11 protein-coding genes are annotated in these 13200 nt (G+C 69.4%); 9 read left to right on the top strand and 2 right to left on the bottom strand.

Annotated elements, in window-relative coordinates:
• The first annotated feature begins 13 nt into the window (after positions 1-13).
• From KF709_04415 to KF709_04425, 3 genes are all read left to right on the top strand, one after another.
• The gene (locus tag KF709_04415; GenBank protein ID MBX3173630.1) at positions 14-1150 is read left to right on the top strand and encodes a patatin-like phospholipase family protein; all 1137 of its coding nucleotides are present in this window, start codon (positions 14-16) and stop codon (positions 1148-1150) included.
• Between the two features lie 99 nt (positions 1151-1249).
• Entirely contained in the window at positions 1250-4012 is a 2763-nt protein-coding gene (acnA, locus tag KF709_04420) for an aconitate hydratase AcnA (GenBank protein ID MBX3173631.1), read from the top strand.
• Between the two features lie 47 nt (positions 4013-4059).
• Positions 4060-4908, top strand: coding sequence for a hypothetical protein (locus tag KF709_04425; GenBank protein MBX3173632.1), 849 nt, complete (start codon positions 4060-4062; stop codon positions 4906-4908).
• A 66-nt stretch (positions 4909-4974) separates the two neighbouring features.
• Here the strand turns inward: KF709_04425 and KF709_04430 are convergent, their stop codons facing one another.
• Both KF709_04430 and KF709_04435 read right to left on the bottom strand, forming a co-directional pair.
• The gene (locus KF709_04430; GenBank protein ID MBX3173633.1) at positions 4975-5457 is read right to left on the bottom strand and encodes a helix-turn-helix transcriptional regulator; all 483 of its coding nucleotides are present in this window, start codon (positions 5455-5457) and stop codon (positions 4975-4977) included.
• Between the two features lie 28 nt (positions 5458-5485).
• Complete coding sequence (locus KF709_04435; protein ID MBX3173634.1) at positions 5486-5893, bottom strand: helix-turn-helix transcriptional regulator; 408 nt, start codon at positions 5891-5893, stop codon at positions 5486-5488.
• 178 nt (positions 5894-6071) lie between these two features.
• Between KF709_04435 and KF709_04440 the strand changes: the two genes are divergently transcribed.
• Genes KF709_04440 through KF709_04465 form a run of 6 tightly spaced genes read left to right on the top strand, consistent with a single transcriptional unit; the run spans position 6072 to position 13177 of the window.
• Positions 6072-6305: a redoxin domain-containing protein gene (locus KF709_04440; GenBank protein MBX3173635.1), complete on the top strand. Its 234-nt coding sequence runs from the start codon at positions 6072-6074 to the stop codon at positions 6303-6305.
• Positions 6306-6314: 9 nt separating this feature from the next.
• A complete protein-coding gene (locus KF709_04445) occupies positions 6315-6638 on the top strand; it encodes a peroxiredoxin family protein (GenBank protein ID MBX3173636.1) in 324 nt (107 codons plus the stop codon).
• Positions 6638-7951, top strand: a complete 1314-nt coding sequence (locus KF709_04450) for a DUF4147 domain-containing protein (protein MBX3173637.1) — start codon at positions 6638-6640, stop codon at positions 7949-7951. Before KF709_04445 ends, KF709_04450 begins: the two co-directional genes overlap by 1 nt.
• A gap of 18 nt (positions 7952-7969) precedes the next feature.
• On the top strand, positions 7970-8908 hold the full coding sequence (locus KF709_04455) for a carbon-nitrogen hydrolase (protein MBX3173638.1): 939 nt from the start codon (positions 7970-7972) through the stop codon (positions 8906-8908).
• Positions 8909-8918: 10 nt separating this feature from the next.
• Positions 8919-10007 (top strand): agmatine deiminase family protein, encoded by a 1089-nt coding sequence (locus tag KF709_04460; protein MBX3173639.1) that lies wholly within the window; start codon positions 8919-8921, stop codon positions 10005-10007.
• Positions 10004-13177 (top strand): protein kinase, encoded by a 3174-nt coding sequence (locus KF709_04465; GenBank protein ID MBX3173640.1) that lies wholly within the window; start codon positions 10004-10006, stop codon positions 13175-13177. Before KF709_04460 ends, KF709_04465 begins: the two co-directional genes overlap by 4 nt.
• Positions 13178-13200 lie beyond the last annotated feature (23 nt).

Genomic DNA, 13200 nt, shown 5'->3' on the forward strand with positions numbered 1-13200 from the left:
GGCGCGAGGCACGATGACGCAGCGCCCGGCGACCGGCTTCGCCCTTCCCCCCAAGGTGGCCCTCGTCCTCGGTGGCGGCGGCCTCAAAGGCTTCGCGCACATCGGCGTCCTCAAGGTCTTCGAGGAACGCGGCATCCGCCCCACCGTCGTGGCCGGCACGAGCATCGGCTCGCTCATCGCGGCCGCCAGCGTTGGCGAGATGCCGATCGACGAGATGATCCACCGGGCGAAGACGCTGAAGAAGGCGGATCTCTTTCGCATCAACCACGTGGGCATGGTCACCAAGCGCATGCTCTCGCCGTCGCTGTACCTCGCGCGGCCGCTGCAGGCGCTGATTGACGACATCGTGCCGCCGGGGACCTTCCGCGACCAGAAGCGGCGTCTGCTGGTGAACACCGTGGACCTTGAGTCGGCCTCCCAGGTGCTTTGGGGCCTGCCGGGCCTCCAAGATGTTCGCGTCCGCGAGGCGGTCTACGCGTCGTGTGCCCTGCCGGGTTTCTTCCCGCCGGGCGTGATTGGCGGCCGCACCTGCGCGGACGGCGGCATCGCCGACAACGTGCCGGCCCTCGCCGCCTCGCACGGCATGGATGCCGTGATCGCGGTGGATGTGGGCTCGTCGAACATCGCCCGGGCGCGGCGGATCGCCCAGAAAGGCTTCGCCTCGATCTACGTGCGCTCCGCGCAAATCATGATGAAGTCATTGCAGGCCCTGCAGCTCCAGGACTGGCACCGCCCGCCGCTGCTGTTGGTGCGGCCGGCCGTCTGGCACTTCAACTGGTTCAACTTCGGCCACGTGGAGCGGATGATCGAGCTGGGCTACGAGGCCGCGGTGGACGCGCTGGATCGCGTGGGCACCTCGCTGCTGCTCGGCGGCGTGTGGCCGCGGCGGATGGTCGAGGTCTCCGTGGACCGCGCCAAGTGTACGGGTTGCACGCTGTGCGCCACGCTGGCCCCCCGGATGATGGTGATGGACCAGGACGGCAAGGCCCAGGTGCAGCACAGCCCGGTGGAGTGGTCGCGCGCCGACGGCGACTTCGTGCACCAGTGCCCGACCAACGCCATCAAGGTCGAGGCGCTGGAGGGCGACGAGCGCCGGCCGACCCAGGAGATGCCGGTGCAGCTGGACGAAGAGGAAGACGAGACGCCCTGAGGCGTTAGATTAGATGCAGCCTGCCGGCCACCGCCGGCAGTGGCTCAGGCGCACACCCACCCGCCGGGCACGACCCGGGCGGGCACCCCAAGGGTCCAGATGGCTTCCCAGAACAGCTTCCGCAGCCGCGACACGCTGACCGTGGACGGTCAGCAGTACGTCTACTACCGCCTCGACGCCGTCGCCGGCTTGCCCGGCGCGACCGTCAAGTCGCTGCCCTTCTCGCTCCGCGTCCTCCTCGAAAACCTGCTCCGCAACGAGGACGACGCCTTCGTCAAGAAGGCCGACGTGGAGGCGATGGCCACCTGGAACGTGAAGCAGCCGGTGGACAAGGAGATCGCCTTCCGCACCGCGCGTGTGCTGCTGCAGGACTTCACCGGCGTGCCCTGCGTGGTGGACCTTGCCGCCATGCGCGACGCCATCACCGCCTTGGGCGGCGATGCGACGAAGATCAACCCGCTGCAGCCGGTCGATCTTGTGATTGACCACTCGGTGCAGGTGGACGAGTACGGCGTGGACGCGGCGATGCTGATCAACACGCAGCTCGAGTACGAGCGCAATGGCGAGCGTTACCAGTTCCTCCGCTGGGGCCAGGACGCGCTGCGCAACTTCCGCGTCGTGCCGCCGGGCACGGGCATCTGCCACCAGGTGAACCTCGAGTACCTGGGCCAGGTGGCCTTCGTCGGCAGCGAAGGCAAGGACAAGGCCGTCTACTGCGACTCGCTGGTCGGCACGGACTCGCACACAACGATGATCAACGGCTTGGGCGTCCTGGGCTGGGGCGTGGGCGGCATCGAGGCCGAGGCGGCGATGCTTGGCCAGCCGGTGTCGATGCTGATCCCCGAGGTGGTCGGCTTCAAGCTCACGGGCAAGCTTCCGCTCGGCGCGACGGCCACGGACCTCGTGCTCACCTGCACCGAGATGCTCCGCAAGAAGAAGGTCGTGGGCAAGTTCGTCGAGTACTACGGCCCCGGCCTGAGCTCGCTCTCGCTCGCGGACCGCGCGACGATCGCCAACATGGCGCCGGAATACGGCGCGACGATGGGCTTCTTCCCGGTGGACGCCGAGACGCTCAAGTACCTGAAGTTGAGCGGCCGCAGCGAGCATCAGGTGAAGCTCGTCGAGGCGTACACGAAGGCGCAGGGACTTTTCCGCACGGACGACACACCGGACCCGGTGTTCACGGACACGCTCGAGCTGGACCTCGCGACCGTGGTGCCCTCGCTGGCCGGCCCGAAGCGTCCGCAGGACCGCATCCCGCTCACGCAGGTGAAGGCCAACTACGGTGCGTCGTACAAGGCCGAGCGCGAGCGGCTTGCCGCCGCGGCCTCGGCGAAGGCCGCGCCTACGCCCGGCTCGGCGGCCGCCGCGATGGTGGCCGAGGGCGGCACGGCGACGCTGACGCCGTCGTCGGTGGCCTGCGAGCACCGCGGCGAGAAGTTCGAGCTCAAGGATGGCGCGGTCGTCATTGCGGCGATCACGAGCTGCACGAACACGTCGAACCCCAGCGTGATGCTGGCCGCCGGCCTGCTCGCGCAGAAGGCCGTCGCGGCGGGTCTCAAGACCAAGCCCTGGGTGAAGACCTCGCTGGCCCCGGGCTCGAAGGTCGTGCGCGAGTACTTCGCCAAGGCCGGCGTGCAGCCCGCGCTCGACGCGCTGGGCTACCAGATCGTCGGCTACGGCTGCACGACCTGCATTGGCAACTCGGGTCCGTTGCCGGAGCCGATCAGCAAGGCCATCGACGACGGCAAGCTGACCGTGGCGGCGGTGCTCTCGGGCAACCGCAACTTCGAGGGCCGCGTCAACCCGCAGACGCGTTTCAACTACCTGGCCTCGCCGCCGCTGGTGGTGGCCTACGCGTTGGCCGGACGCATGGACATCGACCTCGACAAGGAACCGCTGGGCGTGGGCAAGAACGGCCCGGTGTTCCTGCGCGACATCTGGCCGACGCCGAAGGAAGTCGAGGACGTGGTCTTGGCCTCGGTGAAGCGCGAGCAGTTCGAGCGCGAGTACGGGGATGTGTTCGGCGGCGACGACGAGTGGAAGGCCATCAAGGCCCCCAAGGGCGACCGCTACAAGTGGGACGACAAGTCCACCTACGTGAAGCACCCGCCGTACTTCGAGGGCATGACGATGACGCCCCCGGGCGTCACGCCGATTGCCAATGCGCGTGTGCTCGGCATGTTCGCGGACTCCATCACCACGGACCACATCTCGCCGGCCGGATCCATCGCCGAGAAGTCGCCGGCGGGTGTGTGGCTCAAGTCGCTGGGCGTCGAGAAGAAGGACTTCAACTCCTACGGCGCGCGGCGCGGCAACCACGAGGTGATGATGCGCGGCACCTTCGCCAACATCCGCCTCAAGAACGAGCTCACGCCGGGCATGGAGGGCTGGTGGACACGCACGGCCAAGGACGCCGAGCCGACCTCCTTCTATGAAGCGGCCATGTCGTACCAGAAGGCCGGCACGCCGTTGGTGATTGTCGCAGGCAAGGAGTACGGCACCGGCTCCTCGCGCGATTGGGCGGCCAAAGGCACGGCGCTGCTCGGCGTGCGCGCGGTAATCGCCGAGAGCTTCGAGCGCATCCACCGCTCGAACCTCGTGGGCATGGGTGTGGTTCCGCTGGAGTTCGTCGACGGCGCCACGCGGCAGTCGCTGGGGCTGACGGGCTTCGAGACCATCACGATCGAGGGGATGAGCGACGCGATGAAGCCCCGCGCCACGCTCACCGTGAAGGCCACCGGCGAGGGCGGCAAGGTGACGACATTCACCGTGCGCAGCCGCATCGACACGCCGGAGGAGATGAACTACTTCCGGCACGGCGGCATCCTCCACTACGTGCTGCGGCAGTTGGCCTCCTGATCCGGGTCCTCTGGAATCCGGCCTCTGGCCGTGGGCGCGGCGCGCGGATGCACGAGCATCTGCGCGCCGCGTTTGCCGAGGTGGGCATCACGGACCTGAGGGCCTCGCAGGCGCCGGGTGACGAGGCGCGGCTGGTGCACGAGGCCATCGCCGACGGTGTGCAGACCATCGTCGTCGCCGGCGGCGATGGCACTTGGGGAAAGTCGGCGGTGGCGCTGGCCAAGGCGGGTTCACCGGCACGGATGGCCTTCGTGGCCGCGGGCACGGGCAATGACTTCGCCAAGAACCTGCGCGCACCCTGCCGCGACCTGCGGGCGATGGCGCGACTCGTCGCGTCAGGAGGCGTTGAGCGACGCGTCGACCTGGGGCGGGTCAACGACAGCTGGTTCGCCAACTGTGCCGGATTCGGATTCGACGTGGCCGTCATCCACGCCACTAAGCGCTTCCCAGCGCTGCGCGGCCCGACCGTCTACGTCGCGGCCGCGCTCCGCGAGTTGATGGCCTACGGCGGGCTCGACGCGCGACTCGAAGGCGTTGACGGCGAGTCGAGCACGCGCTGGGCGAGGCGGCTGATGATCATCTTCGCCAACGGACGGGTGTTCGGCGGCACGTTTCCCATCGCGCCCGGCGCGGCGGTCGACGATGGACAGCTCGACGCGGTGGTGTTTGACGAGTCGACCTTGCTGGGTCGCGTCCCCCTGCTCCTGCGCGCGCTGCGGGGCACGCACGCCGCGCATCCGCGGGTGCGGCACAGCACCGGCGCGCGTTGGCTCCTCGAATGCCGCGAGCCACCCTGGTTTGAACTCGACGGCGACCTCAGCCGCGCGCCGTCTTCCACGGTGGAGATTGCCGTCGTGCCGCGCGCCCTACGTGTTGTGGACGTGGCCAGTCGCTAGCACGGCCGAAGCTGCACGTACGGCGACACTGCCATCCCGCTCGACCCGCACGCACGCGCCTCGCCGTCAGGCGACGAGCATCGGCGCGGTAGCCCCGCAGCGCGCGACTGCATTGGCGTGATGCCTCAGGAGCATTTCCGCGTCCTGCCGTGACTTCACGCGCAGCCGCGACAGCAGGCCTTCCACGTGGCGTCGAACGGTGTGGACGCTGATGCCCAGGCGCGCGGACATCGCCGTGTTGTCGAGTCCCTCGGCGATGAGCGCCAGCACCGCGCGATGGCGCGGCGTCAGGTCCAGGCTGTCGCCCCGCGCGCCCTCGGAGGTCACGCAGAGCGTCACGTCGCCGAGGCACACGCGCAGGCTCTGCATTCCGATCACGCCCCGGCGCGCGAGGGCGGCATCGGCGCCCTTCGTCGCGAAGAGCAGTTCGCCCTTCCCGTTGCAGATGAGCGCCGGCACCTCGAGGCGTTCAAGCAAGCCACCCACGTCTTCGGCGAGCGCCCCTTCGAGGCCCGGCAGGGGGAAATCCAACGACCGTCGAGTCTTCACGAGTTCCTCCAGGGTGGGCGAGCGCTGCCTAGAGCTTGATCGTTCCCTTCCGAAGTTCGGCAGCCGCAGCCGTGCGATTCTGCACGTGCAGGCGGCGGAAGATGCTTTCGAGGTGCCGGCGCACCGTGTGGGTCGAGATCTTCAGCTCCTCGGCGATCACCGTGTTGGGCTTCCCCGCGACCAGCAGCCGCGCCACCGCCCGTTGGCGCGGCGTGAGGGCGGCAGGCTCCTCGAGCTCCGTGCGCACGATCTCCACTCGAACGACGGCTCCGGCGACCTTGGCGGAGGCGACCCGAACCGCCGCTGGATCGGCGGCGAGCAGCTGCGACTCTCCGTCATCGCTTGCCCCGATCACCTCGGCGGTGTCTGGATCCCGGACAACAACAGAAAACCCCAGCTTGTCGAACAATTCGACGAGCTGGGACACAACGGTCACCATCGAAATTCCTGACGCAATTAGGTCGATTTTCGACATAACGCGGAATATTCGCTCCCCAAGTGACCGCGCGGAATGGGATGTTTGACCTATATCCATACATTAGAGTGGACGTTCGGCTGGGGCTCCAAGCTGTCCGGCGTTGCGTCCGCGCCAGCGATGCGCGAGACTAGTGGCCATGCCCACCACCTATAGACTCCTCGCGGCTGCCCTTCTCCTCGCCGCGGCCGTGCCGGCCGCCGCGCAGGATGCGGCGCCGCAGGGCGGCCCGAGCGTCGGGGACCTGGCTCCCGACTTCGAGCTGCAGGCCGCAACAATGACGGGGCCGAGTCAAACGCCCGTCCGACTCTCCGACTTCAGGGGACAGACCGTCGTCATCGCCTTCTTCCCGAAGGCCAGGACCGGTGGCTGAACGGCCCAAATGGAGGCGTACCGTGATCAGTACGCCACGATCTTCAAGAACGGCCAGGGCGTGAAGGTGCTGGCGATCAGCACTGATGACGTCGCCACGCTGGCCGACTGGGCGGCGGAAAAGTCCTTCCCCGTCACCTTCCTGAGCGACAAGGACGCCGAGGTCGGTCGCGCCTACGACGTGAAGGCCCCGGCCGTGAACATCAACCGACGCGTCGTGTTCGTCGTGGGACCCGATGGACGGGTGACGCACGTGATGCGTCCCTTCCGCGAGCTCTCGGCGGACGCATACACCGAACTTGGTGAAGCCGTGAAGCGGGCTTCCGGAGGCTGATGGCGCTTCGCGATGCGGCGCAGGACCTGCGGGACTGCTTCGCCGCTGCGTTGGTGGCGGCGGATCCCGCGAAGGCCGTACGCGACGGACTCTCGGCCCGCGAAGTCGCGCTCGAACTGGGGCGCGACCGCCCGCACTGGATCATCGCGATCGGCAAGGCCGCCGCTGCCATGGCAGCGGCGGCCTTGTCGCATTGTGACCGCCACCAGCGGACGGTCGCCGGCGGCTTGGTCGTGGCGACCGCGGTCCCGACCGGAGACGGCGCCGACGGTCGCCTCGACTGGCTCGTCGGCGACCACCCGGTGCCCGGCGTGCGCTCGGCGCAGGCAGCTGAGCGCCTCGGGGCGCTGAGTGACCGGGTGGGTCGCCAGGACGTCGTGCTCCTCCTGCTGTCCGGCGGCACGTCCAGCCTGATAGGTGCGCCGATTGATGGCGTGCGCGCCGAGGATCTCGCGGCGCTGCACGCCGTGCTGCTCGGCGCGGGCGTGCCGATTGCCCGCATCAACGCCGTACGCAAGCGGTTCTCCCGCTGGGGGGCCGGACGGTTGGCCGCGGCGCTGGACTGCTGGCAGATCATCCCCATAATGCTCGCGGACGTGCCGAACGAAGACCCGGCGATGATCGGGTCGGGCCCTGTCTCCCCGGACCCGCTCGAGGCTTGGCACGTGGAGCGCATCCTGCGCGACGCCGGCATCGCGGTGCGGGTGCCACTCTCGGTGGCCTCAACGCTTGGCGCCATGCGCGCCGGCGTCCTGCCGGAGACTCCGAAACCAGGTGACCCGGCGTTCACGCGGGTGGAGGAACCCTTCGTTGTCGGCAACACCGCGGCGCTCGAGCGCGCCGCTGCCGAGGCGCACGCTCGTGGCTATGCGCCGGTGCTCCTCTCGCGGACCAGCCTGACCGGCGATGCGACCGCGGCCGGCCGGGTGCTCGCGCACACGCTCTCGCGCGCCACGCCCGGCACCTGTCTGGTTTGGGGCGGCGAGACCACGGTGCGCCTGCCGGAGCGACACGGACTCGGTGGACGCTGTCAGCAGTTGGCATTGGCCGCCGCCGAGGCGCTGCACGACATCGGCGCCGCGGACGCGTGGCTCTTGGCGGCGGGCTCGGATGGGCGGGACGGGCCAGCGCCCGCTGCCGGCGCGCTCGTGAACAGCGAGACCTGGCGGCAGAGCGCCGACGCGGGCGGCAATCCTCTGCGCGCCCTCCGCGACTGCGACGCCTTCGGCGCGCTGCGCGATGCCGACGCGCTGCTGCCGGCGTCGGAGACGGGCACCAACGTGATGGACATCGTGGTAGCGGTGCGCGCGTGAGCGGGTGAAATTCCGCGGATGAGCGCCCGCGCCCCGTTTACCGTCGCCGTCCTCCAGGACGGCGTGCTGCCGACTACCGAAGACACGCTGAAGGCGACGATATCGCGCATCCGCGATGCCGCCGCCAAGGGCGCGCAGGTCATCCTGCTCAAGGAACTGTTCAACGCGCCGTACTTCTGCAAGAAGCTCGATGCGTCGCGCTTTGACCTCGCAGAGCCCGTGCCCGGCCCCACGGTCGACACGCTGGCCAAGCTCGCCAAGGAGCTGCAGGTCGTGCTCGTCGTGCCGATCTACGAGAAGCAGGCGGCGGGCGTGTATCGCAACAGCGCGGTGGTGATCGACGCCGACGGCACGCCGCTGGGCGTGTATCGCAAGATGCACATCCCGCACGACCCGATGTTCGAGGAGAAGTACTACTTCGCCCCCGGCGAGAGCGACCGCCCGGTGCAGCCGGCGGGCATGCGTGGGCCGGACGCCGAGGCCGGCGGCTTCATGGTCTGGAAGACGCGCTACGCGACCATCGGCGTGCTGATCTGCTGGGACCAGTGGTATCCCGAGGGCGCGCGCATCACGTCGCTGCTGGGCGCGGACCTCCTTGTGTATCCCACGGCCATCGGCTGGCATCCGGCGGAAAAGGCCGAGTGGGGCGCGGCGCAGGTGGATGCCTGGCGCACGGCGCAGCGCGCGCACGCCATCGCGAACGGCGTGTTTGTCGCCGCACCCAACCGCGTGGGGCTCGAGCCCGAGGCCGGCACGGACGGCATCGAGTTCTTTGGGCATTCGTTCATCGTGGATCCCTACGGGCGCTACCTCGCGCAGGCCGAGACCGGCGAGACCACGTTGATCGCCAAGTGCGACCCGGCGCTGATCGAGTACACGCGGCGCAATTGGCCCTTCCTGCGCGACCGGCGCGTGGACGCCTACGAGCCGATCCTCGCGCGTTGGCTTGGTAGCTGAGCGCTCCCCGATGACGACGAAGAAGGCAGCAGGCGGCCTGCGCTGGCCGGCCGAATGGGAGCGCCACGACGCCACGTGGATTGCCTGGCCGCACCACGAGCCCGACTGGCCAGGCAAGTTCGGGCCCATCCCCTGGGTGTACGCGGAGATCGCCCGCGCTCTGGCGGCGCACGAGCGCGTGCACATCCTCGTGCACGACGAGCGCACGGAGGAGGAGGCCTGGCACTGCCTGCGGATGCACGAGGTGAAGCAGTCGCGCATCCACCTGCATCAGTGCCCGACGGACCGCGTGTGGCTGCGCGACTCGGCACCGACGATGGTGCACGATGCCGACGGGAACGTGCGGCACGTGAACTGGGCGTTCAATGCCTGGGCCAAGTACGACAACTACGCGCTTGATGCGAAGATCGGTGCCTTCATCGCCGACCACACGGGCATCCCGCGTGACGAGCCGCAGCGCCCCGACGGCAAGGGCCGCGTGGTGCTCGAGGGCGGCGGCATCGAGACCGACGGTCGCGGCACGATGCTGGTGACCGAGGAGTGGCTGCTTTCCGACGTGCAGGTACGGAATCCCGGACTCGATCGCGCCGACTACGAACGCATCTTCGCCGAGCAGTTGGGCTGCACGAAGACCATCTGGCTGGGCGAGGGCTGCGTGGGCGACGACACGCACGGCCACGTGGACGACATCGCCCGCTTCGTGGCGCCAGGCGTGATGGTCGTGGCCCACGAGGAGGATCCGAGCGACGAGAACCACGCGCGGTCGGCGGACAACCTCGCACGGCTGAAGAACGTGACGGACGCCGAGGGCGAGCCGATCCGCGTCGTGACGCTTCCCTATCCGCGCCCCGTCGTGATGGACGGCGCCCGGCTGCCCGCGAGCTACGCGAACTTCTACATCGCCAACGGCGTCGTGCTGGTGCCCACGTTCAATGACGCCAACGACCGCTTGGCCCTCAACACCCTCGCGGAACTGATGCCCGACCGGCAGGTTGTGGGTATCCACGCGGTGGACCTTGTCTGGGGGCTGGGCACCTTGCATTGCCTCACGCAGCAGCAGCCGGCGGCGCGCAAGTCGCGCGGGCGGAAGACGACGTGAACGGCGACGCGCTGCGCGCGGCGCTGGAGGCACGACTTGGGTCTCAGTACGAGATCGAAGGCCTGCTCGGCCAGGGCGGCATGGGCAGCGTCTTCCGCGCCCTGGACCGCACGCTGCACCGGCCGGTGGCCATCAAGGTCATCAGCGCCGACGTCGCGACGAACCCCGAGCTGAAGGAGCGCTTCCTCCTCGAGGCGCGCACGGTCGCCAAGCTGCGGCATCCAAACATCGTCGCCGTGTACAGCGCGGGCGACGCCGAGGGGCTGCTCTACTTCGTGATGGAGCTGGTGCCGGGCGAATCGCTGCGCGACCTGCTGTCGCGGGAAGGCAAGGTCGAACCCGCGCGGGCCGAACGCATCCTGCACGAGCTGGCGCTGGCACTGGACTACGCGCACCAGAGCGGCATCGTGCACCGCGACGTGAAGCCGGAGAACATCCTGCTCGACCGGGAGACCGGCCGTGCGATGCTCACGGACTTCGGCGTGGCGCGCGCGCTCGAGGGCAGCGGCAACATCACGGGCACGGGGATGATCCTCGGCAGCCCACGCTATATGAGCCCGGAGCAGGCCACCGGCGAGTCCACGCTCGACGGTCGCTCGGACCTCTATGCGCTGGCGCTGGTCGGCCACGAGATGTTCACGGGCAAGCCCGTGGTCGAGAGCGGCAACGTCGCGGGGATGTTGGTCAAGCATCTGACCGAGACGCCGAAGCCGATTGCCGAAGCGGCCGTGGAGGTGCCCGAAGGCGCCGCGGTGGCCATCGACCGCGCGCTCGCCAAGAACCGTGAGGAGCGTTGGGCCAGCGGCCGCGAGATGGCCGAGGTCATCGGGATGGCGTGGACGCCGACACCGGGCAGCGGCGTCACGCGCGCCATCGCCGCCGGTGGGCGGAAGCGCCAGAACCTCGCCTTCGCGCTCGGCGGCGCCGTGGTGATCGCCGGTGTGCTCGTCGGGATGGGGCTCAAGGCCCTCGGCAACCGCGCGGCCGGCGATCCGCGCAAGAGCTACGCGGTGCTTCCCTTCGAGATTCAGACGGGGAACGCCGAGGTGCAGTGGCTGCGCGACGGCGCGGTCAACATGCTGACGTTGGCGCTCGGCCAGTGGAGCGACCTCCGCGTCGTGGACTACGAGCGCACCCTCGCGCTGGTGCGCGACGCCGGCGTGGAGTCGCAGCGCGTCGGGTTGGAGGAGGCGCAGGGCATCGCCCGTCGTGGGGGCGCCGGCACCTTGGTGATGGGCCAGGTCTCGACGACCACCGACTCACTGCTCGTGGTGGCGCGCCTGTACGACGTGCGCAGCGGTGACGCCTTGCAGACGGCCACGCGCGCCACAGCCCTGGGGGCAGACCCGCGCCCGCTGTTCGACGATCTCGCGCGTTATCTCCTGGACGTGGCCGGCGGCGCGCCCTCGGCCTCGGTGGAGATCGCCCGCGCGACGACGACCTCGATCGAGGCCTACCGCGCCTACCTGGATGGCGTGCGGCTGTTGCAATCGTGGCAGTTGGGACCGGCGGACTCGGCCTTCCAGGTCGCCATTCGCGCGGACTCCACGTTCGCCTTGGCCTGGCACAAGCGGGCCCTGGCCCTGGGTTGGGGCGACGCGTTCGGCGGCACCTATCAGCAGTCGGCGCAGCGCGCCGCGGACCTGTCTGATCGCCTGCCGGCGCGCGAGCGGGCCTTGGTACTTGGACATCGGGAGCTCTCGCTGGGGTTGCGGAGCGCCGGTGCAGGGGCGGCCAACGTGTCGGGGCGCGAGCACTACCAGGAATCCGCGCGCATCTACCGCACGCTGCTCGACACGGATTCGCTGGTCGCGGAGGCCTGGTATGGACTGGGCGACGCCTTGTTCCACGACGGCGGTCCGGGCGACTCGCTCAGCCAGGTGGTCAGGCGTCTCAGCGGCAGTGTGCGTGCATTCCAGCGCACGCTCGCCATCGACTCGACCTTCCACCTGGCGTACTCGCACCTGTTGCAGCAGTACCTGCAGTTCTCGTCGCCGCAGAGCAACCTCGTGCTCGTCGGAGACTCGGTACGCGCCGTGGTCGACGAGGCGACCATCCGTTCACTCGGCGGACAGGCAGGCATCCAGGCCATTCGCGACCGCACCAGAGCCCGCGGCATCGAATTGGCGCGCGGCTGGGTCCGTGCCGACGGACGGGCCATCCAACCGCACGTCGCGCTGGCACAGGGGTTCGCCAACGCGGGCGAGCCAGACTCGGCCCTCGCGGCGATCCGCCGTGCACAGGCAGTGCCTGAACTCGACAGACACGTACTGCGGATGCACGCCTCGCTGTTCCTGCATCTGGCCGACCGACCGGCCGAGGCCGCCCGCGAGATGCAGGAGTCGCTGCGAACCCTGCGTCCGGCCGACGTGTCGGCTTGGTCCGTGACCGATCGCATCACCTCTGTCATCGTCGGCACGACGGTCATGTCGGAGGTCGGCAACGTGACCGACGCGACGCGTGTGCTGGACCTCTTCGCCGCCGATGGCATGGGATCCAGCCCGCTGCCGCCGGCGAGCACACTCCGGTACTTCCTGATCGGTTCGCGCATCGCGAACGGCGTGCCGCTCACCGGCGCGCTGCGGGACACGCTGCTGCGCGGCATCGCCGTGGGAGACACGATGCAGGGCGGCGCGGGGCAGCAGATGCGCAGCGGCGCCACGCCGATCCTCTACGTCGCATATCTCGCCACGCGCGACACCGTGTTCTCCAATGCTGTGCGACGCTTCGCGACGCCCGGCATGCGCCACAATGACCTCGACGCGCTCGAGGCCCTGGCGCGCGGTGACACGGCGTCGGCCCGTCGCATCGCGGCGGAGTACACGGCCGTCGCGGACCTCGCCAACGGCGGCTTCTCGCTCGGCGGCATGCGCGCGGTGGCGCGGGCAGAGGTGCTGGCGGCGGTGGGCGAGCGGGAGAAGGCCATCGGCTACTTCGAGTCGCTCACACCGGCGCGGATGAACTTCAACTTCATCGAGCCAGGCTTCGCCGTGTACACGCGCTCCTACCTGGCGCGCGCACGGCTGTATGAGGAGGCGGGAGACTACGCCAAGGCAATCACCGCCATCGAGGAGTTCCTCGCGCGGACGGAACCCGGCGACTCATCCATCGAACCCGAGCGCCGCCAGGCGCGCGCCCAGCTGAATCGCCTGCGCGACCGCGGCCGATAATCGTTAGGATTGGCCGTACCTCA

This window comes from Gemmatimonadaceae bacterium (genome assembly GCA_019637445.1).
In the GTDB taxonomy this organism is placed as follows: Bacteria; Gemmatimonadota; Gemmatimonadetes; order Gemmatimonadales; family Gemmatimonadaceae; genus Pseudogemmatithrix.